Origin of the sequence: Cyclobacterium plantarum, from assembly GCF_011290685.1 — a bacterium.
GTDB classification, from domain to species: Bacteria; Bacteroidota; Bacteroidia; order Cytophagales; family Cyclobacteriaceae; genus Cyclobacterium; species Cyclobacterium plantarum.
In genome coordinates, this window is record NZ_JAANYN010000005.1 from 66,411 (window position 1) to 89,108 (window position 22,698).

A 22,698-nucleotide genomic window follows, 5' to 3' on the forward strand; every position below is an offset into this window, starting at 1 on the left:
TTAATTATTAATATGCATTTTTCAGTGACTTTAGTCATGTAATTTGTTAAATTTACCCAATAATTTTAGAGAGAATTAAATTTCTTCCCTGAACATGAATAAGCCTGAAAAGAGCACCCCTTGCGAATTGTGTCTGAGCAGAAAGTTTTCCATGTTTTCTGAAGTGGGTCAGGAGCACCTATGCAATATCACAGACAGTAAAAATTTCATCTCCCATAAAAAGGGGCAGATTCTTTATTACGAGAACACCAAACCTTTAGGTGTTTTTTGTATCAACAGCGGGATTGTAAAAATTTATAAAACTGCATCCAATGGGAAAGAGCAAATCATCAGGTTGGCCCAGAAGGGAGATTTTGTAGGGTATACCTCCATGATAGCAGAGGAGGCTTATACCACTACCGCAACCATCGTAGAGGATGCCAGGATTTGTTTTGTTCCTAAGGAAGTATTTTTAAAACTATTGTCGGAAGACAATAATTTTCACCGAAGGCTTACCCGCTCCCTCTGTCATGATGTGGGTATGATGGAAAGCCAACTGACGGATGCCACCCAAAAATCCATCCGGGAAAGGCTGGCCTTAACCCTTTTAAAGTTGGGAGATAGCTATGGAGTAGATGGAGGAGACAAACAAAGGTTGGATATCAATCTTACCAGAGAAGAAATTGCGGGTATAGTGGGTACTGCTACAGAGACGGTGATCCGGCTTTTATCGGAATTCAAGAAGGATGGCCTGATAGACCTTCAGGGGAAAAAGATAATGTTACTGGACAGAAAGGCTTTGGTAAGGCTTTCCGATTTTTACGGGTAGCCCAGTTTTATTTAGTAAGACCATCAATGGGTTCCAGGATTAGTTTTTTAAATTCCACTTCGGCGCCTTCCGCCTGAATAGCCACCTGACCTTTTCTGGCGGTTGCATGGAAGCCTTCATTGACCAAATCTCCATTAACCCAGACTTTGATCCGGTCCTGAAAGCATTCAATAATCATCTGATTCCATTCACCGGGCGGGTTTTCTGATCCGTCAGTAAGGTTTAGTATCCTTCTGTTTTTACCTTCCACGATGCCCCAATCTTCTTTTTTACCCCTTCTTTCTACCATGTTTTCTACGGCAATATCTTCCACAATACACCAAAAATCCCCTGCATTTTCATGCATCATCTGGACTTCTATGGATTTGGGAAACATATCATACAATGCCCTGGGGGTGGAGGCATGGACCAGAATCCCGCAGTTGCCGGTTTCACCGGGAAACCTGTATTCAGCGGTAATGCGGTAGTTTTCGTAAACATCATCGGTAATCAGGTGTCCAAGCGGCCTGCCCAGGCTCACCAGCATGCCATCTCTTACGACGAATGAAGGACCTATTCCGGGATTTTCATCTTTCTCGGGTACATCGGCATGCCATCCGGAAAGGTCTTTTCCATTGAAAATGGGCAATTTCTGGGCCTGAATGGCACCCGAAACCAGCATGAAATTCAATAAACAAAAGGCTGGGAAAAATTTCATGGCAAATTTGGGTTTTGAAGGTAAGGGCAAACCTGCGGTGCCGAAATTAAACCAACCACCGCAGGTGTAAAGAACTATAGAACAGATTTTGGGATTATCCGATCAGGTTACCCTCATCGTCCCATTGGGCAATGGTGCCTCTGGTGGTAATGTCCAGGTAAACATCTTTGTATTTGGGATCATTCTGAAGGCCGTGCTTGGCAAGCACCTCATCGGGTACACCGTCCCAGGCGTTGGGTCTGTTGCCTACATAGCCCAGGTCTTTGAATCCTTCTTCGCTGGTAAAAAAGCCGGTTGCAGTAAGATTCCGGAGCATGTTAAAGAAACGTACCCCTCCTTCATTCTCCGCTTTTGCCTTATCGGGGTAGGCGATTTCATCAATGATCTGAATCCTTTGCTCTTCGCTTATTTCCAGAAATTTACTGCCAAACAGCTCATCTGATTTATGGTCCAGCCAAAGCAGTCCGCCCCGCATGGGAGTTTGGTAAGCTGGAATATCTTTCATCATGAATTCAATGAAATCAGGTACTCCGGCTTCCGTGGCACTTCCGGAGGTCTCGTCAGCAGGGATGATGATATCTACCAGTACATCCAGTTTTTTACGCTCATCTTCGGTGAAAAATGTAGCGGATTTGAGCTTTTCATTGTAAATGATTTCCTCAGGAGTCCTGCCGTAACTGCCAAATTCCCCTATGGTGGGATTGTGTGGGATTTCGGTGGTCTCAGGAGCTTCGGGACCACATCCTGTAAACAGGAAGCCTGAAGCAAGCGAACCGGTGAATAAAAGCTTTAAATTTTCTCTTCTGTTCATGGCCTTAAATGTTTTTCTTGTTTAATTGATCAATGATGTATTCGGAAGTCCTCCAGGAAAGGGCCAAAATGGTCCAGGTGGGATTTTTGTCTGCCTGAGAAACAAAGGACCCGCCGTCTACCACAAAAAGATTTTTGCAGTCATGGGCCTGGGAAAACTTGTTCAACACCGACGTGCTGGCATCGTCTCCCATGCGGGTAGTACCTACCTCATGAATAATCCGGCCGGGTTTGTGCAAGCCATATTGTTGTTCGGCCCCGGGTTTATTGCCCAGAATGATGGCACCCATACTTCCTAGTACTTCCTCAAATGTTTCGTGCATGTGCCTGGCCTGTTTCAATTCCTGATCCGTCCATTTGTAGTGAAATTTCAGGACAGGAATACCGAATTTATCCACTACCTGATTGTCGATCTCACAGTAATTGCTGTATTGGGGGATGCTTTCCCCTCTGCCCGACATACCTACAGTACTGCCAAAAAATCTTCTGATATCCTTTTTCAAGCCCTGGCCATACCCCCCGTTTGGACTGGGTTTGCCAAACTCATCTTTTACATATTGCCTCATGGTATCCATACCACCGCCAAATCCATAGGAGGGCATGCCCATGCCTCCCCAGTATTCAATATGATAGCCCCTGGCAAAGTCCAGGTTTTTTTCGTTCAGCCACCATGGTGTGTAAATATGCATGCCGCCTACACCATCTTCATTGTACCGCTGCCTGTCCATCATATCAGGCAAGATACCCATCCGGTCAGCACCTGTAGAATCATGCAGATAGCGGCCCACATGCCCGGAACTGTTTCCAAGCCCATCCGGGTGTGTCTTGGACTTTGAATTCAACATGATCCGTGCAGACTCACAGGCTGATGCGCCCAACACCACCACCCTGGCATTGAGTTTGTACTCCTGCATGTCCAGTTTGCTGATGTAGGTTACGCCTGTGGCTTCCCCCTGCTCATTGGTGGTTACTTTTCTGACCATGGACATGGTGAAAAGATCCACTTTTCCCTTTTTCATGGCCGGCTTGACCAGGCAGGTCCCTGAGGAAAAATCCGCATATATCTGGCAGGCCCTGTTGCATTGGTTGCAAAAAAAGCAAGTACCCCGTTCATTGTTGACCGGCCGGGTCAATATGGATAATCTCGAAGGAATTACAGGGAGATTGATTTTGTCCGCACCTTTTTTGATGTGCAATTCATGCAGCCTGGGCTTGGGGGGCGGAAGAAAAAATCCGTCCGGCTCGTTGTTGATACCTTCCTTAGACCCAAAAACACCGATCAATTTGTCCACCTTATCATAGTAAGGGGCTACATCTTCATAGCCTATAGGCCAATTGTCGCCCAGTCCGTCCAGGTTTTTTCTTTTGAAATCCAGTGGACCAAATCTTAGCGATATCCTTCCCCAATGATTCGTTCTGCCTCCCAGCATCCTGGACCTGAACCAATCGAATTCACTGTCCTGGCCACGCGTATATGGTTCGCCCTCAATATCCCAGCCACCAATTGCTGCATCAAAATCACCAAATGGCCTGACTGTTCCGGCCCCTCTCCTTGGAGACTCCCAGGGAGGACGCAATTGGGTGCGATGCTCCTCTTTTGCAGGGTCAAAATCAGCACCTGCTTCTACAACGGCAACCTTTAAACCGGCTTCTGACAAAATTTTGGACGCCATCCCTCCACCGGCACCAGATCCTACGATGATGACGTCATAGGAATCCTCAGCGGACTGTATATGAATACTCATATTTTTTTATTTGATTAAAATTTTTCAAAAAGTAAGACAATTTTCGTAAAATAAAAAACGAATTTATCTGGATCTACAAGGCTTTTTTAAACCTTCCAGTCATTTTTAAGGGTAAACTGATATTTACAGTAGGGGTTTTAAATATTTCCATACAGTCTGAGCCACAATTTGATGGCCGGCTGCCGTAGGGTGAATGCCATCCGGTAAATTATATTCCGGATCACCGGCCACGCCTTCCAAAAGAAATGGAATAAGTGCGACTTCCTCATCTTCCGCAATCTCGGCATACATTTTTCTGAAATTGTCCGTATAAGCCTGTCCCATATTGGGAGGGATTTGCATTCCCGCCAACAGAATTTTTGTATCAGGGTACTCCTCCTGAACCGAACGGATGATTCCCCGAAGGTTTTTTTCTGTTTCTTCCAATGAAATCCCCCTCAAACCATCATTACCTCCCAATTCCAAAATAAAAATGGCCGGTTTTTCTTCCAGAAACCAGTCCAGTCGGCTCAAACCACTGGCAGTGGTTTCCCCACTTAATCCACCGTTGATCACCTGATAATCTGATTCTATACTGTCGAGTTTTTCCTGGATCAGTGCCGGAAAGGCTTCATAGTCCTCTATTCCATAGCCGGCAGTCAGGCTGTTGCCGAAAAATAAAATGGTTTTTCTTTCGCTCTTCTCCTGAACTTCTGTGCTTTCCGGGAAACTTTCTGCTTGTTTATTTTCCTTTTGGCTACAGGAAAATCCCAGGATAAGCAAAAACAGGTAAAACTGAAACAGGTAAATTGCGTTTTTCATTGGTATTGAATTTAATTTTAAGGGCAAGTGTTAAAATTACTAAACTTAATTCACTATTGTTTTTGTTGCCAAGGTTTTTATGTTTTATTTGAAAGCTATGAATATATTGAAAGTTGAAAACCTGACCAAAACTTACCGGAGTGCAAACCGGGAACTCACCGTTTTGGACCAGGTTAGTTTTGAAGTGGGCCTTGGTGATACCTTGTCCATAGTCGGGCCATCCGGAAGCGGAAAAACCACACTTTTAGGGCTTTGTGCCGGATTGGATGTGGCCAGTTCCGGCAGCGTAATATTGGGTGACAAGGCCTTGGAAAAGATGAATGAAGACCAGAGGGCAGCTATCCGAAATCAGATGGTAGGCTTTATTTTTCAGAATTTTCAACTTTTACAAACCCTTACTGCACTGGAAAATGTGATGGTACCCCTGGAACTCAAAAAAAGGAAGGATGCCAGGACAAAGGCAACTGCACTCTTGGAAAAAGTAGGTTTGGGAGACCGGATGACGCATTACCCCAACCAGCTGTCAGGAGGAGAACAACAGCGGGTATCCATCGCCAGGGCCTTTGCCAACGAACCGAAAATTTTATTTGCCGACGAGCCCACGGGCAACCTGGATACTGAAACCGGGGAAATGGTGGAGAACCTTATTTTTCAGCTCAATGAAGAAGAGGGCACTACCCTGATCCTGGTCACCCATGATCTGGAATTGGCCGCTAAAACCAACCATTCTATTCATATTAAAGGGGGAAAATTACAGGAGGCCGTCAATGGTTGATTGGAACTGGTCATTTTTAATGGCGAAAAGGGAGCTGAGGAAAACGGGGCTTAAGCTTGTTTTGTTTGTTTCTGCCATCGTCATCGGAATCGCTGCTTTGGTGGCCGTTACTTCCTTTGGCGATAACCTGAGCAAAGACATTGATGATCAGGCAAAAGAGCTTTTGGGAGCCGATTTGTCCCTGGAAAAGAGGCAACCCATAGATTTTCCTGAAATAGAAAGCCAGGCCAGTGCACAGGCCTTTGAGGTGAATTTTGCTTCCATGGTATATTTTCCGAAAGTTGGCCAGAGCAGGCTCACCCAGGTAAGGGCATTGGAGGGAGATTTCCCTTTCTATGGAGAGCTGGAAACAATCCCTGAAGCCGGTGAGGCTGATTTCAGGAAAGGCAACAAAAGGGCTTTGGTGGAAAAAACGCTAATGGCCCAATTTGGAGCTGCAGTAGGTGATAGCATTAAAGTAGGCAATGTAACGCTTGAAATAGTCGGGTCATTGCAGAAGGTGCCCGGCCAAAATGGCATTACGGCCACAGTGGCACCGGCGGTTTACATTCCGATGGACCAATTGGAGGCCTCAGGCCTGGTCCAATATGGCAGCCGGGTAGAGTACGTCCATTATTTTAAATTCCCGGAAGAACTGGAGATAGAGGCCCTGGTTTCCGAATATGAAGAGCAATGGGATGAGGACAAGGTAGATCATGAGACCGTGCAATCCCAAAAGAATTCTACAGGCAGGTCCTTTCAAAACCTCACCAATTTCCTGAGCCTGGTGGCTTTCATTGCCGTTTTGCTGGGCTGTGTAGGAGTGGGCAGTGCCATCAATGTTTTTGTAAAAGAGAAATTGCCATCTGTTGCGGTTTTAAGATGTCTGGGGGTAAGGTCAAAAGAAATCGTGATCGTATATTTGGTGCAAATTTTCATCATGGGGCTTATCGGCTCCCTTCTGGGTGCTGCTTTGGGTGCATTTTTGCAATTTTTATTGCCATTCGTTTTCAGTGACTTTCTGCCCGTGGAGGTGAGCGTACAGATTTCCTGGAAAGCCATCGCCATGGGAACCATCACTGGTGTACTGATATCCATTCTTTTTGCTTTGATTCCCTTACTCAAAATCAGGAAGGTTTCTCCCATGATGACATTGAGGCCCGATGATCAGACCACAGGGCTGGGAAAGGATCCTTTGCGCTGGATGGTGTTGATAGCCATTTTGTTGTTTATTCTGGGATTTAGCTTTTTTCTGCTTGAGGAATGGGATGAAGCTTTATGGTTTACGGGATACGTGATTTTTGCATTCGGGGCTTTATGGCTGCTGGCTTTGGGCACCATGAAGGCCATCCGGAAATTTCTTCCGATTTCCCTCAATTATCCCGCCAGGCAGGCCCTGGCCAACCTATACCGGCCCAACAACCAAACCGTGTCGTTACTGGCTACCATTGGTTTGGGAACGGCCATGATCGGCACCCTGTTTTTTATCCAAAACCAACTTTTGGATGAAGTTCGGTTTGCTGATAAGGAGGACCAGCCCAACATGTTGTTTTTTGATATCCAAACGCATCAGGTAGACAGCATGAAATCGGTGCTGGAAGAAAAGGGCTTGCCTCTTCTGCAGCACGTGCCTATAGTTACGATGGGGGTGTCGGAAGTCAATGGACTCACCAAAACGGACAATGAGGAATTGCCCGATGAGGAAAGGAGGTCCAACTCCATGTATGACCGCGAATTCAGGGTGACCTACAGGGATACCCTGATCAAAACAGAGGAACTGATCGCTGGTAAACTGATTCCTTATGAGAGCGAGAATGACAGCATTTTCGTATCCATGGAAGAGGGCTATGCGGAAAGAAATCATGTGGAATTGGGAGATGAAGTGGTCTTTAACGTGCAGGGGAGGCCACTAACCACCTATGTGGGGAGTTTCAGAAAAGTTAACTTCAGACAAGTGTCTACCAATTTCCTGGTGGTTTTTCCGGATAAGGTTTTAGAAAATGCCCCAAAATTCCATGTGCTGATCACCAAAACCAAAAATGATCAGGAATCTGCAGACATACAAAACCTGATGGTGAGGCAGTTTCCCAACGTGTCCGTCATCAACCTGAGCATGATCGTCGAGACCCTGGAAGATATCTTGAGCAAGATCAGCTTTGTCATTCAGTTCATGGCTTTGTTTAGCATTCTTACAGGCGTATTGGTGTTGATCAGTTCCCTGCTGATCAGTAAGTTTCAACGCATCAGGGAAAATATCTTATTGAGGACCATTGGAGCAGAGAAAAGGGTTTTGTTGAAAATCAATGCACTGGAATACTTTTTTCTGGGAAGTCTTGCCGCGGGAGGAGGGGTGGTGCTATCTGTAATAGCCGCTTTCTTATTGAGCTATTATGTTTTTGAAATTAGCTTTCGAATGGAATGGCTGCCCTTATTGTTGGTCTTCGGACTGATCACTGCGCTCACTGTCTTTTTGGGTTGGATCAACAGCCTGAATATACTGAAAGCAAAAACCATGGACATATTGAGAACTTAAGTAAACCAAATTTTCCTGTAAATCAGGTTTTTATGGGGTTTTTAAAAATAATTTTCCATTTTTTGAAACCTTTTACCTGTAATAAATGTATATACATTAAATACAAATTGAAATAAATGAAAATCGAAGAGGAAATCAGGCAAAAGCCCTTTAAGGATGTTTATACCAAGGCGATGGTAAACTTGCTGTATACCCATAGTTACCTGGTTTCCCGCCAAAGCAGACTTTTCAAGCCTTACGGCTTATCTCCGGAACAATACAATGTGTTAAGGATTCTCCGGGGCAAGCATCCGGATCCCACAACGGTTTCCTCCATTCAGGACAGGATGCTCAATAAAATGAGCAACGCATCCCGTTTGGTGGAAAAGCTGAAACAAAAGGGGATGGTAGAAAGGAAAGAATGTGCAGAAGATCGCAGACAAGTGGATATCACCATTACGGATAAGGGTTTAGAGACGCTCAGTCGATTGGAAAATGAAGTAAAGCTGTTCAATAAGGATTCCATACAACTCTCGGAGGAAGAAGCCATTCAATTGAATGGGCTTTTGGATAAACTAAGAGGATAAAAATTTTTACTCAAAAACATGTATATACATAAAATGTACTAACTTATAAAATAAATCTCTAAACAATTAAAATTCAACATTATGAGCACTACAAAATGGACCATTGATCCAACACATTCAGAAGTATCCTTTAAGGTAAAGCACCTGGTAATTTCTACCGTAACCGGTTATTTCAGGGAATTTGATGGGCAGGCAGCAACAGAAGACGACGATTTTTCCGGAGCAAGCGTTGGCTTTACCGCAAATATTGACAGCATTGATACCAACCAGAAGGACAGGGACACACATCTGAAATCGGCCGACTTTTTTGATGCCGCCAACCATCCAAAACTGACTTTTGCCAATGGCAAGCTGGAAGAAAAGGAGGGTGAGTTTTTTCTGAATGGTGAACTGACTATCAAAGAGACAACCAAGCCGGTTTCTTTCAGGGTAGACCATGGAGGAGTGGCCGTGGATGGTTATGGACAAACTAAGGCTGGTTTTGAACTGGAGGGAAAAATTTCAAGGAAAGCCTTTGGTTTGACCTGGTCTGCCGTGACCGAGGCGGGAAGTGTTGTCGTCGGTGACGAAGTAAAAATTCTGGCCAGTATACAGCTGGTAAAACAATAAATCTGTACATTCATTCCGGGTTCTGGAATTTTTCAGGGCCCGGAAATTAATCCTTGACCCATGGAAAATTTAATTTCAGGTATCCATCACGTAACAGCTATTGCTTCAGATCCACAGCGAAATGTTAATTTTTACACCCAGGTTCTGGGCTTGAGACTGGTAAAAAAAACCATCAATTTTGATGCTCCGGATGTGTATCATTTCTATTTTGGTACAGAAAAGGGAAGTCCCGGGACTATCCTCACGTTTTTCCCATTTAAGGCTGCCGCCAGGGGAAGGAGAGGATTGGGGGAAATGACTTTCACCTCCTTTTCGATTCCTGCCGGATCTCTTGATTTTTGGAAAGACAGGTTAAGTTCCCTGAATATTGTACATTCTGATACGATAAGCAGGTTTGGGGAGCAATTGATCAGGTTTACCGACCATGATGGAATGGGCCTCGAGTTGGTGGCTGCAAAGGCAGACGACAGGAAGGGATGGTCAGGTGGAAGTATTCCAGAAGATATGGCCATCAAGGGTTTTTTTGGTGCTACCCTGAATGTCAGGGATAGCAAGCCAACTGCTGCAGTATTGACAGAAGTATTGAACTACAGCTTGATCGATAAGGTACAGGACAATCGTTTCCGTTATGGGATTGCTGGAAAGCCAGGAGAGACCATAGACCTGGTCGTGGCCGATCCTGACTCACGATCCATCCAAAGTGCCGGTTCGGTGCACCATTTGGCTTTCCGGACAAAGGATGAAACGCAGCAATTACGCGTTCAGGGAATATTGCATGACTTTGGTTTACCGGTTACTGAAGTAAAAGACAGGAATTATTTTAAATCAATCTATTTCAGGGAACCCGGAGGGATATTGTTTGAAGTGGCCACTGATGAGCCAGGATTTTTGATTGACGAGTCCAGTGAGGGCCTGGGTAATGCGTTAAAACTGCCAGACTGGGCCGAGCCACAAAGAGCGCAAATTGAAAAGCAACTTGGGCCGATACAGGTTAATTATGATGTACGATGGAAGGAATAATTAAAACAGGAAAGGATTTAACAACAGCTGACAAGATAGCCATTCTGGTTCATGGCAGGGGGGCAACTGCAGGCAGCCTATTAGGCTTGGCAGATGCTTTGGCGCTGGATGATTTTGCGATTTTGGCACCTCAGGCACCGGGCAACACCTGGTATCCCTATGGCTTCATGGCTCCGGAAAAGGAGAACGAGCCCCATCTGAGCCAATCCCTGGAAATAATCAATAATCTGGTGCGACATGTATTGGATCAGAAAAAGGACCTTGATCAACTGTATTTTATTGGTTTTTCACAGGGGGCCTGCCTTTCACTGGAGTTTGTAGCACGACATCCTGCCAGATATGGTGGAGTGATTGCTTTTACCGGAGGCTTGATAGGGGAATCACTTTCACCCTACGAAGGAGACCTTAAAGGTACTCCGGTATTCATTGGGGCCAGCCTGGAAGATTTTCATGTTCCCTTTTCCAGGATTAAGGAAACCGAACGCATGTTGACAACTTTGGGGGCCAGGGTGAAAGCAGTCGGTTTTCCAGATCGGTTCCACAGCATACGAGAGGAAGAAATTCTTGCGGCAAATCAATTTGTGCTGAATTTTTGATATAACTTATTGTCAATTAGCCATTTCAATCTTACCCTGTTTATTTTTGAGGCAGGGATTCCAGTTGGTTTTTATTCTGGCCCATGATTTGTCATAACTTTATGGCAAGAGATACCGTAAAGGCTGTATCCATACATGAAATTCAGAAAGTCATGAAATCGATACGATTGAAATCATCGTTAAACACACAGGGCAATGATTATTTTAATCGGCAAAGATTCCCCGCTCGACTGGCATCATCCCGGCGGGCATGTGGCCATTTAAATACAAATTATACACTTATGAAACAAATCATTCTGTTCCTCTTTATTCTCCTTGTTAATACCTTTGGGGTTTTTGCCCAGGAATCAAATCAAATAGCTGTACAGGGCACAAGTGAAATCAAGGTAATGCCGGACCAGGTTATGCTGACCGTTTCCCTTTCAAAAAAAGCGATGAAAACGGCCGAGGTGACAGCTGCATTAAATAAAAAGGCCAAACAGGTAACCAAAGCATTAGAGAAAAGTGGTGTGAAAGGTTACGAAATGACAGCGGATAATTACTTCGTAAATGTAAACAGGATTTACATTAAAGGGACGACGAAAGACAGTGGGTACGTGGCCAGTCAAAACCTAAGCATACTGGTAAAGGATACTGGTGAAGATTTGGTCAAAATAATTCAGGCCCTTCATGAGGCCACCGATTTGGGCTTCCAAATGGAATACAGGTTGTCTGATGAAGTCAAGAAGACGTACCGGGAAAAATTATTGCAGCTTGCCATAGCCGATGCAAAAAGAAAGGCCGACATCATTGCTGCATCCCTGAATTTATCCAGGGTTTCGGTGCATAAAATCAATTACCAGTCCGGATCCTCCATTGAGCCTGTGGTTTACAGAGCAGAATCCATGAGGATGAAAGCCAGCGACCAGTATACTCCTCCAACACTTAGTCCCGACGAGCAAACGCTTACAGATCAGATCAATATGGTTTTTACTTTTGAAATGTGAGGGAGTTAATATGGTGTCCGGAAGGGCATTTGGAAGGCTTCAGATCATTTCTTTAACGGTTCTTTTCCGGACATTTTTGGAGGTAAAGGATTCCGGACGAAGCCTTGATGGTAGCCATGGCCTAGATCCGCTCGATATATAAAAAAGAGGTTATGGTTTTACTTTTCCGGCAAGTAACTTTAAGTGATAACGGTTAGGAAGATCGGGTTAAGTAGCCTGGAATGTTGAAACAATTTTTTATATTTAATTGCGCGAAGAACGCAGTTGAACAGAGAGAATAACATTTTCCGGATGAGTTGAGTTTTAAAACCATGAGAAATACCCCTATTTTACATTTTCTTGAAGCATTGACCCAAAATAATTCCAAGGATTGGATGGATGCCAACAGGGATTGGTACCTACAGGTAAAGGAGCGTCTTTTGGAGGATGTGGCAGAAATCCTATCGGCTTTGAGTGAGAGGCAGCCACTTTTTTCCGAGCTGCGTCCAAAGGATTGTATTTTCCGGCAAAACAGGGATGTCAGGTTCAGTGCCAATAAGCAGCCCTACAAGACCAACATGGCGGCCTATTTTGCAATAGGCGGGAAAAAGTCACTAGGACCGGGATATTACCTTCATATGCAGCCTGGTGGAAGCTTCGTAGGAGGAGGGATTTATATGCCTGCTGCAGACACCTTGAAAAAAATTAGGCAGGAGATTGATTATTCAGGAGAAGAACTGGACAACATCCTACACCGACCCGAATTCCACTCCTTTTTTGGGGATATGGAAGGTGAGCAGCTGAAGTCTTCCCCCCGGGATTATGATAAGGACCACCCCTACCTCAAGTATTTGAAGTACAAAAGTTTTATTGTTTCAAGACCTGTAAGCGATCAGGAAATTCAATCTGGAAATTATGTAAAACTGTCAATATCGGCCTTTGAAATGATGCATCCTTTCTATCGATTTTTGGAAAGGGCCATTGGTACAACGGAAGACGAGGCCTTTTTACTTTAAAGCAGGTGTTCTTCTATGGCCATGGCTACCCCATCTGCTTTGCTTTTGGCCGTGAGTTTTCTGGCTACTGCCTTTACCTCTTCCCGGGCATTTCCCACGGCTATGCCCAGTCCAACGCTTTTCAATAGTTCGATATCATTGAAATTGTCCCCAAAAGCCATGACCTCTTCCATGGCAATGTTGTAGCTTTTAAGAATCAGTTCCAAACCTGTCGCTTTGGAAATGGACCGGGGCGCAATTTCTATATAGGTGTCTTTGGAGCGGTAAAGATGAAGCATGGTTGAAAAATTTTGCTCCAATTGACGGTAAAGCCATTGAATGTCATCAGCCTCTCCCATGCACATGACCTTGTGTGCACCCCGCTGCTCTCTTTGCCAGGAATCGATAACGACAGCATTTTTGAGGATGCCTGCTTTTACTTTGGTGGCTTTTTCTTCTTTTTCGGTCCATTTATCCACTTGTGGCGCATACCATTCATTTGCGGAATAAAGACTGATATGGATATCCTTATTTCTGGCCAGTTCGACGATTTTTCCGCATATTTCTGCTTCAATCCAGGTAGAGCTCAGGGCTGAGTGCTGCTTTTTGGGAGGATGGATTACAAAGCCTCCATTGTAACAGATTATAGGATTGTTTTCTCTTTGAAGGTCTTTCTGTAAATGCGTCATGGCGGCAGGCATTCTGGATGAGGCCAGAATGACAGGGAAATTTGCAGGCAGAGCTGCGAAAGCTTCCCGGGTGCGTTTGGAGATTTCCCGGTTTTGATCCAGTAAAGTCCCGTCTATATCTGTACAAATTGCTTTGATGCGCATTATTTACGAATGGTTTTCGCAAAGATAAGCAATCAAATGGCTTTGCTAAAAAGGGGCTTTGATTTTTTGTTGTTTTGCATGTAGGGATCAAAAGCCGCACATATGTTTCGCACGAAAGGTTTGCCTTCCCTCGTGATCCTTACCCCATTTGCATCAAAAGCAACCATTTTCTCCTTCTCAAAAACCAATAGTTGATCCAACAGCTCTTCTGATAAGGATTCCAGATCTTTCCAGGAAGCTTTGTGGTTGCAAATCAGCTCCATGATCAGGTTTTTGATTTTAAGGTTTGCTTCGTTTTGTACGTGGCCCTTTACCAAAGGAATTGTTCCCCCTATTATTTTCTCTTTGTAAAGATCGACGGACTTTTCATTTTGTCCATAGGCGTAATAAATGTCACTGATGGCACTGCAGCCCAGTCCTAAGAGTATTTTTGATGGAGAGGTGGTGTAGCCCATAAAGTTCCTGTGGAGTTTATTATTGTATTTGGCCTTTAACAATGGATCCCCGGGTAGCGCAAAATGATCCATCCCAATTTCCTCGTAGCCCATTTCGAGGAGCCAGTTTTTACCCTGCTCGTACAAATCCCTCTTTTGATTTTCATCTGGCAAATAAGCCTCAAATGATTTTTGTGCAGGAAAAGCAGCTGGCAGGTGGGCATAACTGTAAAAGGCAATCCTTTCGGGCATCAACTCCTTCACTTTTTGGAAGGTGGCTTTCATGGTCTCCAGGGTCTGATGGGGCAAGCCGTAAATCAGGTCGAAATTTATGGAGCGATAGCCCAGTTGTCGGCTTTGTTCTGTTACTTCTTTAACTTTTTCAAAGGGCTGTATGCGGTGGATGGCGACTTGTACTTGCTGGTCAAAATCCTGAATACCATAACTCACTCTGGAAAACCCGAATTGGGCCAGCGTTTGCAAGTGGTCTTTGCTGGTATTGTTGGGATGACCTTCAAAGCTAAATTCAAATTTCTCTGAGCGGGTGGAGGTTCTGCTGATGTGCTTGAGCAGGATTCCGAGGCTTATTGGAGAAAAGAAGGTAGGCGTGCCACCACCCAGGTGGATTCCTGCAAGTTTGGGCTTCTCGTCCAGTAGTTCAAGGTAAAGGTTCCACTCTTTCATTATGGCGGAAATATACGGTAATTCTACCCGGTGATTTTTGGTGATCCTTTTGTTACACCCGCAATAAGTACACAGGCTTTCACAATAAGGTAAGTGGATGTAGAGGGAAATTCCATCTGACTTGCCAAATTCTTCATATGCCTGAATGAAATGGTTCTTCCAATTTTCTGCGCTTAAGCTATTGTTCCAGTGTGGTAAGGCCGGGTAGGAGGTATATCTTGGGACCGGGACATTGTATTTTTTAATGAGGTCTGATGCCGACATAGGGATAGAATAATTGTTTGAAGGTACAAATTACCCCATCCCTGCCTCCGGAAACTATGACAAGAGAAGTTTGAAAGCCTGATAAAAATCAGGGTTTTACTGCAATTTGATTTTTAACCATAAAACCTAGTTGTGGTTCAGGTAGTAACTTACGGGTACGTAGGGAAGGTTAAAAGTATTGGCGACTGCCTGATACACCACATCTCCTTTGATGATGTTTAGCCCGGCTTTCAGTTCAGGGTACCTGATACATGCATCTCTCCAGCCACTTTTGGCCAATTCCAATGCATAAGGCAAGGTAGCATTGGTCAGCGCGAGTGTGGAAGTATAGGGAACCGCTCCCGGCATATTGGCTACACAATAATGAAGTACGCCTTCTATGGTATAGGTGGGTTTTTCGTGAGTGGTAGGTTTGCAGGTTTCTATGCAACCTCCCTGATCAACCGCTACATCAACCAATACGGTGCCGGGCACCATTTCCTTGAGCATATCTTTGGTGATCAGGTGAGGTGCTTTGGCTCCGGGGATAAGTACAGCTCCTATGATCAAGTCAGCCGTTGGAATTAGGTTTCTGATATTGTATTCATTGGACATCATGGTTTTGACATTCTTGGGCATGACATCAGAAAGGTAACGCATGCGTGGCAAGGACACATCCAGAATGATTACATCCGCCCCCAGCCCTGAGGCCATCCATGCCGCCTGGGTGCCAACAATACCCCCGCCCAGGATCAAGACTTTTGCAGGTAGAGTTCCCGGTACACCCCCCAACAAAATTCCCCTTCCACCCAGAGGTTTCTCCAGATAGTTTGCCCCTTTCTGAACGGCCATGCGGCCTGCTACCTCAGACATTGGCACCAGGAGGGGTAAGCTGCTGTCTGGTTTTTCAACGGTTTCATAAGCAAGGCAGACCGCTTTGCTTTTCACCATGGCTCTGGTAAGCGGTTCATAAGAAGCAAAATGAAAATAGGTAAATAGCAACTGGTCTTCCCGGATCAATTCATACTCCGAGGCGATGGGTTCTTTGACCTTCATAACCATTTCGCCTGTTTCATAGGTAGCTTCAATGCTGGGCAGGATCGTTGCTCCGGCTGTTTCGTAAGCCTCATCCTTGAATCCACTGCCTTCTCCGGCCGACTTTTGAACAAAAACCTCATGGCCGTTTTTGACGAACTCTTTCGCTCCTGCGGGAGTTAGGGCTACTCTGTTTTCATTGTTTTTGATTTCCTTGGGAACGGCTATGCGCATGGTTGAAATGGTTTGGTTAAAGTCTTCAGCAAATATAAGCAGCCTGCCCAGTGCAGGGAACTTTCACAGGAGAAAAGTTTTCAGATTCCATAAAAAGTTGGGAGATAATAAAAATAGCTGGGTTTTTTTGTTTTTTCAGGCCTGAGATAGAAGTATAAATAATATTGGCAGGCGCTGATTGATTGTTTGTTTCGTAAATTTAAATATTAAAGAATTTAATACTTTTTTTAATGTTTATTTCCGATAATTTAGAATAATATTGTTTCTAATTGATTTTTTATACTTTTGAAAATTGGGATAACTCCAAAAAATGTGTATTTTTGAAAACCTTGGTACTCCCCATGAGAAGAAAACAGTTTAATTGATGAATACGGAATCCTTATCCACATTGACTGAAGAAAAAGCAGTAATTTCAGATAAAAGGCGGATTTTAGCCGATTACAAGATGGTCATGATCAGCAGGCATGCCTCTTTGACGGTGAGGAAAGAAGTTTTCATGGGTAAGGCCAAATTCGGCATCTACGGAGATGGAAAGGAATTGGCTCAGGTGGCGATGGCCAGGTATTTTGAACCAGGGGATTTCAGGTCAGGATATTACCGGGATCAGACCTTGATGTTTGCCATGGAGGAATTGGGATTGCAGGAGTACTTTGCACAGCTTTATGCACATACGGATATCAAAGCAGAACCTGCCAGTGGAGGTCGGTTGATGAATGGGCATTTTGCCACCAGATCCCTGAATGATGATGGCTCCTGGAAGAATTTGATGGAGATCAAGAATTCTACCGCAGATATTTCTCCCACCGCAGCCCAAATGCCAAAGCTTTTGGGATTGGCATATGCTTCCAAGCTGTACAGGGAAAATCCCGCACTCCACAACATGAAGACTTTTTCCAATAAAGGCAGCGAGGTGGCCTGGGGGACCATCGGTAATGCCTCCACGGCAGAGGGAATGTTTTTTGAAACTTTCAATGCGGGAGGAGTTTTACAGGTGCCCATGGTGATTTCGGTTTGGGATGATGACTATGGTATTTCAGTTACCAATGAATTTCAGGTTACCAAGGCCAGTATTTCTGCTGCTTTGGAAGGATTTAGAAGAAATCACAAGGAGAAGGGATATGAGATCCTGGTTGTAAAAGGCTGGGATTATGAAGGTTTGGTGACTGCCTACAGGAAAGCTGCAACTTTGGCCAGGGAAAAACATGTTCCTGTTTTGGTTCATGTTACAGAAATGACCCAACCACAAGGCCATTCCACATCGGGATCCCATGAAAGGTATAAAAGCAAAGCACGGTTGGCCTGGGAAGCGGAAAATGATTGTGTGGTAAAATTTAGGGAATATATCCTGGATAATAATTTTGCCACCAAAGAGGAGCTCGACAAGATAGATGAAGCCACCAAACAACTGGTTAAGGACAGTAAGGACAAAGCCTGGAAGGCGTTTACTACTACGATAAAGGAAGAATTGGACGAAGCGGTCCTGCTGATCAGGGAGTTGGCAGGTAACAGTGCCTGCAAAAGTGAATTGAACCAGTTGGCCCAGGATTTAAGACAAATGCTCAACCCTGTCCGCATGGATGTCATCAGTTCTGTCAGAAAAGCATTGTTCCTGTCTAGAAATGAGCCAACCGAGATAAAAGCCAAAATTCAGGAATGGTACCGCCTACAGAAGCAATTGAATGTGGAGCGTTACTCCAGTCATCAGTACAGTGAATCCAAAGCCCGCTCGTCTGAAATAGTTCCGGTGCCGGTAGAGTATACCGATCCATCACCTATGGTAGACGGCCGCGAAATATTGAAAGCTTGTTTTGATGAGATGCTTGCCAGAGACCCCAGGGTTTTTGCGATAGGAGAGGACGTGGGCAAAATTGGAGATGTGAATCAGGCCTTCGCAGGTCTGCAGGCCAAACATGGTGAACTGAGGGTAACGGATACGGGAATAAGGGAGGTAAGTATCATAGGCCAGGGCATTGGTGCTGCCCTCAGAGGCTTGAGGCCTATCACAGAGATTCAATACCTGGACTACCTGATCTATGCCTTGATGACACTGTCAGATGACCTTGCTTGTTTGCATTACAGGACCAAAGGTGGACAAAAAGCACCTTTGATCATCAGGACCAGAGGGCATCGACTGGAAGGTGTTTGGCATTCAGGATCACCCATAGGAATGATTTTGAGCAGTCTGAGAGGTATATTGTTATGTGTACCCAGGAACATGACCCAGGCCGCGGGAATGTACAATACGCTTTTAGAGGCAGATGAGCCTGCCATCATGATAGAAGTTCTCAATGGGTACCGGCTAAAAGAAAAAATGCCTTCGAATATTGGGGATTTTAAATTGACTTTAGGTCATCCTGAGATTCTAAGAGAAGGTGAGGACATTACCGTGGTGACCTACGGTGCCATGTGCCGAATAGTGTTGAATGCTGCCGAGGAGTTGGCTGCAATAGGGATTTCCGTAGAGGTGATAGATGTGCAAACCCTTGTTCCATTTGATGTCAATCAGGTCATTTCTGCTTCTGTCAAGAAGACCAATCGGGTCATTTTTGCCGATGAAGATGTTCCTGGCGGGGCATCGGCATTTATGATGCAGCAGGTAATAGAAGGGCAGAATGCTTATTTTCACCTGGATGCGAAGCCTGTAACCCTTTCCGCCAAAGAACACCGGCCTGCCTATTCATCAGATGGGGATTATTTCTCCAAACCCAGCAGTGATGATGTGATAGAAAAGGTTTATGAAATCATGCACGAAGCCAATCCGGGTAAATTTCCGGCCATCTATTAAGTAAAAAGGTGCCAGGAACTGTCTGCTTTTTTACCTTTCTATCTGGGCGAGGGTGAAATCGGGTGTAGTTACTACGTTGCTGCGGTTTAGTGCCCTGTCCTGAACCTGAAGTTCCAACCGGAGTGTATCCGTACGAAAAATGCTGTTCCATCCCAGGGAAAGCATGGAGTAACGGATATTCCCTTCTATGGCCCTTCCCCTTTCTTCCTCAAGCATTCTTGGAAATCTACCATTGAAAGTGGTGAAATAAGGAGGGTCTGACCATTTAAATTCTGTATAATTACCTCCTCTTTTGATAAAAAATTTCACAAAAATATTATAGTAATCTTCATTTTCTGAAACCCAAAGGGTATCCTCGATCTCCACATTGTTGATCAAAGGGAAGATAACCCAATCCCGGTTGTTAAATGAGGGGGCATCATCCGGCCTGTTGCTGTATGTGATAAAGTTGCCCTCATCATCAGTGAGATAATTGAGTTCATTGAAGGGCGGGAATAAATCCCTGGCATTCAATCCCAGATCCCCCTCAGCATCCCTGAAATTTAGGGTGATGATCAAAGAATCAGCTCCGGAAGCCTGAACAAACTCCATATTGTTGAAACTGATATCCGGTATGGTTGGGAAATCATCTGGAGGTGAGATACAGCCTCCCCAAACGGACAATATGATCAGGACGATGATATAATGATTTTTTAACTTCATGGGTAATCCGTAATTTTACATTTGGATCGGTTGGGTGTAAAAATGATTAAATTTTAGGTTTTACCATAAAATAACGATGAATTATTTTAAAAGTTTTAGCGAAAAAATAAATTCAGGTAAAATCGGGGATTTTACAGCGGCGGCGCTTGAGCTGTTTCATTTTCAGTCCAGAAACAACAAGGTTTATCGGGATTATATCACAGCCAGGAATATTCAGCCAGAAAAGATCAGTAGGTTGACCGATATTCCCTACCTGCCCATCTCATTTTTCAAATCAGAAAAAGTGGTTTCCGGTCCCGAGGAGCAGTTTGACCAATATTATTCCAGTAGTGGAACCACCGGAATGCAGCACAGCAGGCATTATATATGGTCCAAAGCTTTTTATCTTTCTCATGCTGTAAACTTATTTGAAGGGGTCTATGGTTCTTTGAAAGATTTCCACATCCTTGCCCTTTTACCTTCCTATATGGAAAGAGAGGGGAGTTCTCTGGTCGACATGGCTGCGTGTTTTATAGAAAAAAGCCGATCCGAACATTCCGGGTTTTATTTGTACGAACATGAGGCCCTTTTGGAAAAAATCAGGGTGCTTAGGGCCGGGAAAAGAAAAGTATTGCTGATGGGTGTTACCTTTGCCCTTTTAGATCTTGCCGAAAAAGTTGCGGATCATACTGATTTTGGCAATCTGATCGTTATGGAAACTGGAGGTATGAAGGGCCGCCGAAAGGAAATGGTCAGGGAGGAAGTTCATGATCATCTTAAAAAAAGTTTTGGGCTTGATCATATTCATTCAGAGTACGGAATGACGGAATTAATGTCCCAGGCCTATTCTCCGGGTGATGGCAGGTTTTGGGAAACACCCAGCTTACGGGTATTGATTCGTGATGCCTATGACCCTTTTCATATGGTGAAAGACAGATCCGGTGCTATCAATATCATCGACCTGGCAAATGTTCATTCCTGTGCTTTTTTGGAAACCCAGGATTTGGGCAAAAAAAATAAGGACGGGAGTTTTTCAGTGTTGGGAAGAATGGACAACAGCGAAATAAGGGGATGTAATTTAATGATTAATTAATTTTGTATTTAAATACTAAATACACATATTTGGGCGTAATATAACATGACTATGAAAACAATAATGACAATTTTGGTGGTAGGTGCGATTTTGATATTGTCTTCTTGTGCTTCCAGCAAGCCTTGTCCGGCTTATGCCAAGACAACGGATGTGGAAGTTAGAGGCTAGTAGTAAAGGGATCTAATAATTTGCGTATTTTTTGATGTCATCGGCGGAGATGTTTTTTCCACCAAGGATCACCAACCTCTCGATCACATTTCTCAGTTCCCGGATGTTTCCTGTCCAGGGAAATTCCTGTAGTTTAAGGATGGCTTTGGCGTCAATCTCTTTTTTGGCTGTTCCATACTCTGCGGCGATGTCCCCCAAGAATTTATCAACCAAAAGGGGGATGTCTTCTTTTCTGTCCCTGAGGGGTGGAACCTGAATCAATATGACGCTGATTCGGTGGTAAAGGTCTTCCCGGAAATTACCTTCGGCTATTTCCTTTTTTAAGTCTTTGTTGGTGGCAGCCAGTACGCGCACATCTATTTTGATGTCTTTGTCCCCACCTACCCGGCTGACTTTATGCTCCTGCAGGGCCCTCAAAACCTTGGCCTGGGCAGAAAGGCTCATGTCTCCAATTTCATCCAAAAAGATGGTTCCTCCATTGGCTTGCTCAAACTTGCCCTGACGTTGCTTCATGGCAGAAGTGAAAGCACCTTTTTCATGTCCAAAAAGTTCACTTTCTATCAGTTCGGAGGGAATAGCCGCACAATTTACCGCGATGAACGGGGCCGCCACACGACTGCTTTTTTCGTGCACCCAGTGAGCGACAAGTTCCTTTCCGGTACCATTTGGTCCGGTGATCAAAACCCGGGCATCTGTGGGGGCAACCTTTTCAATGGTTTCTTTAACAATATTTATGGCCTGAGATTCACCTACCATATCCAGCTTTTTGGACAATTTCTTTTTTAAAACCTTGGTTTCGTTTACCAGGGTTTTCTTGTCCAGTGCATTCCTTACCGTCAGGAGCAGACGGTTAAGGTCTGGTGGTTTTGGGATAAAATCAAAAGCCCCCTTTTTGGTGGCTTCCACAGCGGTTTCTATACTGCCATGGGCCGAAATCATGATGAATTGAGGTTGTTTGGCTAGCTCTGCCGATTTTGTCAGGACCTCGATCCCGTCCATTTTTGGCATTTTGATATCACAAAGAACAAGATCAAATTCTTCATTTTTGATCATGTCAAACCCTTTCTCACCATCCGGGGCTTCGAAAATCTCGTATTTTTCATATTCAAGAATTTCTTTCAGGGTGGACCTGATAACCTTCTCATCGTCTATTATCAATATTTTCGGCATTTTCCTTTAGCTTTTTTTACTGTTAAAAATGTGCAGGCCTGTAAGCCGGGTTCTGTGTCTTCTCTCGAAGCGTTTGCCATTTATCTGCTCTTTCCTTCACAGGAAAGATCTAACGACCTACCCACTTCGGTTTCCCGGATACCGGGATTGGACGAGCAGCCCTTGGACCGAAGCCTATTTGGTCTTTCAACCCATAAGGTTTGCCTTGCCATGCCAGTCACCTGACATGCGGTGGGCTCTTACCCCACCATTTCACCCTTATCCCCATACGGGCATTTGCCAGTATCGGGACGGTATTTTTTCTGTGGCACTATCTGTAGCCCTGGCGTCTCCCCCAGGACCCCTTCCCGTTAGGAAGTATGGCGCTCTATGTTGCCCGGACTTTCCTCTCTTCCTTAGTAGAGTAAGGAATAGCGACAAACCAGCCTGCACCATGCAA

Annotated in this window: 20 protein-coding genes and 1 other RNA gene; 11 read left to right on the forward strand and 10 right to left on the reverse strand. The window is 44.6% G+C overall.

What is annotated here, in order from left to right:
- The first annotated feature begins 94 nt into the window (after positions 1–94).
- Positions 95–808 (forward strand): Crp/Fnr family transcriptional regulator, encoded by a 714-nt coding sequence (locus G9Q97_RS12605; protein ID WP_166147384.1) that lies wholly within the window; start codon positions 95–97, stop codon positions 806–808.
- A gap of 7 nt (positions 809–815) precedes the next feature.
- Here the strand turns inward: G9Q97_RS12605 and G9Q97_RS12610 are convergent, their stop codons facing one another.
- The 4 genes from G9Q97_RS12610 to G9Q97_RS12625 form a co-directional block, all read right to left on the reverse strand.
- Complete coding sequence (locus tag G9Q97_RS12610; RefSeq protein WP_394352993.1) at positions 816–1,469, reverse strand: 3-keto-disaccharide hydrolase; 654 nt, start codon at positions 1,467–1,469, stop codon at positions 816–818.
- 130 nt (positions 1,470–1,599) lie between these two features.
- Positions 1,600–2,316 (reverse strand): gluconate 2-dehydrogenase subunit 3 family protein, encoded by a 717-nt coding sequence (locus G9Q97_RS12615; protein WP_166147388.1) that lies wholly within the window; start codon positions 2,314–2,316, stop codon positions 1,600–1,602.
- Positions 2,317–2,320: 4 nt separating this feature from the next.
- Positions 2,321–4,060, reverse strand: a complete 1,740-nt coding sequence (locus G9Q97_RS12620) for a GMC oxidoreductase (RefSeq protein WP_166147390.1) — start codon at positions 4,058–4,060, stop codon at positions 2,321–2,323.
- A 123-nt stretch (positions 4,061–4,183) separates the two neighbouring features.
- On the reverse strand, positions 4,184–4,861 hold the full coding sequence (locus G9Q97_RS12625) for an arylesterase (RefSeq protein WP_166147391.1): 678 nt from the start codon (positions 4,859–4,861) through the stop codon (positions 4,184–4,186).
- A gap of 97 nt (positions 4,862–4,958) precedes the next feature.
- Between G9Q97_RS12625 and G9Q97_RS12630 the strand changes: the two genes are divergently transcribed.
- The 8 genes from G9Q97_RS12630 to G9Q97_RS12665 all read left to right on the forward strand — a co-directional run bounded on the left by G9Q97_RS12630 (position 4,959) and on the right by G9Q97_RS12665 (position 12,920).
- Entirely contained in the window at positions 4,959–5,636 is a 678-nt protein-coding gene (locus G9Q97_RS12630) for an ABC transporter ATP-binding protein (RefSeq protein WP_166147393.1), read from the forward strand.
- On the forward strand, positions 5,629–8,148 hold the full coding sequence (locus tag G9Q97_RS12635; RefSeq protein WP_166147395.1) for an ABC transporter permease: 2,520 nt from the start codon (positions 5,629–5,631) through the stop codon (positions 8,146–8,148). The genes G9Q97_RS12630 and G9Q97_RS12635 overlap by 8 nt, the downstream gene beginning before the upstream one ends.
- A gap of 116 nt (positions 8,149–8,264) precedes the next feature.
- Positions 8,265–8,714, forward strand: a complete 450-nt coding sequence (locus tag G9Q97_RS12640; protein ID WP_166147397.1) for a MarR family winged helix-turn-helix transcriptional regulator — start codon at positions 8,265–8,267, stop codon at positions 8,712–8,714.
- Positions 8,715–8,795: 81 nt separating this feature from the next.
- Positions 8,796–9,323, forward strand: a complete 528-nt coding sequence (locus tag G9Q97_RS12645; protein ID WP_166147398.1) for a YceI family protein — start codon at positions 8,796–8,798, stop codon at positions 9,321–9,323.
- Between the two features lie 60 nt (positions 9,324–9,383).
- On the forward strand, positions 9,384–10,343 hold the full coding sequence (locus G9Q97_RS12650; RefSeq protein WP_166147400.1) for a ring-cleaving dioxygenase: 960 nt from the start codon (positions 9,384–9,386) through the stop codon (positions 10,341–10,343).
- Positions 10,331–10,939 (forward strand): alpha/beta hydrolase, encoded by a 609-nt coding sequence (locus G9Q97_RS12655; RefSeq protein ID WP_166147402.1) that lies wholly within the window; start codon positions 10,331–10,333, stop codon positions 10,937–10,939. The genes G9Q97_RS12650 and G9Q97_RS12655 overlap by 13 nt, the downstream gene beginning before the upstream one ends.
- A gap of 281 nt (positions 10,940–11,220) precedes the next feature.
- A complete protein-coding gene (locus G9Q97_RS12660; protein WP_166147403.1) occupies positions 11,221–11,925 on the forward strand; it encodes an SIMPL domain-containing protein in 705 nt (234 codons plus the stop codon).
- A 311-nt stretch (positions 11,926–12,236) separates the two neighbouring features.
- Positions 12,237–12,920: a DUF2461 domain-containing protein gene (locus G9Q97_RS12665; protein ID WP_166147405.1), complete on the forward strand. Its 684-nt coding sequence runs from the start codon at positions 12,237–12,239 to the stop codon at positions 12,918–12,920.
- Here G9Q97_RS12665 and G9Q97_RS12670 read toward each other — a convergent pair.
- From G9Q97_RS12670 to ald, 3 genes are all read right to left on the reverse strand, one after another.
- Positions 12,917–13,732 carry a Cof-type HAD-IIB family hydrolase gene (locus G9Q97_RS12670; protein WP_166147407.1) on the reverse strand — a complete coding sequence of 272 codons (816 nt, stop codon included), beginning with the start codon at positions 13,730–13,732 and terminating at the stop codon, positions 12,917–12,919. The genes G9Q97_RS12665 and G9Q97_RS12670 overlap by 4 nt on opposite strands.
- A 32-nt stretch (positions 13,733–13,764) precedes the next feature.
- Positions 13,765–15,114 carry an oxygen-independent coproporphyrinogen III oxidase gene (hemN, locus tag G9Q97_RS12675; protein ID WP_166147409.1) on the reverse strand — a complete coding sequence of 450 codons (1,350 nt, stop codon included), beginning with the start codon at positions 15,112–15,114 and terminating at the stop codon, positions 13,765–13,767.
- Between the two features lie 126 nt (positions 15,115–15,240).
- On the reverse strand, positions 15,241–16,362 hold the full coding sequence (gene ald / locus G9Q97_RS12680) for an alanine dehydrogenase (protein ID WP_166147411.1): 1,122 nt from the start codon (positions 16,360–16,362) through the stop codon (positions 15,241–15,243).
- Between the two features lie 364 nt (positions 16,363–16,726).
- Between ald and G9Q97_RS12685 the strand changes: the two genes are divergently transcribed.
- Positions 16,727–19,147 carry an alpha-ketoacid dehydrogenase subunit alpha/beta gene (locus tag G9Q97_RS12685; protein ID WP_166147413.1) on the forward strand — a complete coding sequence of 807 codons (2,421 nt, stop codon included), beginning with the start codon at positions 16,727–16,729 and terminating at the stop codon, positions 19,145–19,147.
- A 30-nt stretch (positions 19,148–19,177) separates the two neighbouring features.
- On the opposite strand, the gene G9Q97_RS12690 is transcribed toward G9Q97_RS12685, so the two are convergent.
- Positions 19,178–19,849, reverse strand: a complete 672-nt coding sequence (locus G9Q97_RS12690) for a hypothetical protein (RefSeq protein ID WP_166147415.1) — start codon at positions 19,847–19,849, stop codon at positions 19,178–19,180.
- A 76-nt stretch (positions 19,850–19,925) separates the two neighbouring features.
- Here G9Q97_RS12690 and G9Q97_RS12695 point away from each other — a divergent pair, with 76 nt between their 5' ends.
- Entirely contained in the window at positions 19,926–20,921 is a 996-nt protein-coding gene (locus tag G9Q97_RS12695; RefSeq protein WP_166147417.1) for a LuxE/PaaK family acyltransferase, read from the forward strand.
- 180 nt (positions 20,922–21,101) lie between these two features.
- Here G9Q97_RS12695 and G9Q97_RS12700 read toward each other — a convergent pair whose 3' ends face one another.
- Positions 21,102–22,259: a sigma-54-dependent transcriptional regulator gene (locus G9Q97_RS12700; RefSeq protein ID WP_166147419.1), complete on the reverse strand. Its 1,158-nt coding sequence runs from the start codon at positions 22,257–22,259 to the stop codon at positions 21,102–21,104.
- A gap of 25 nt (positions 22,260–22,284) precedes the next feature.
- Positions 22,285–22,692: RNase P RNA component class A (rnpB, locus tag G9Q97_RS12705), an RNA gene on the reverse strand.
- Positions 22,693–22,698: the final 6 nt, after the last annotated feature.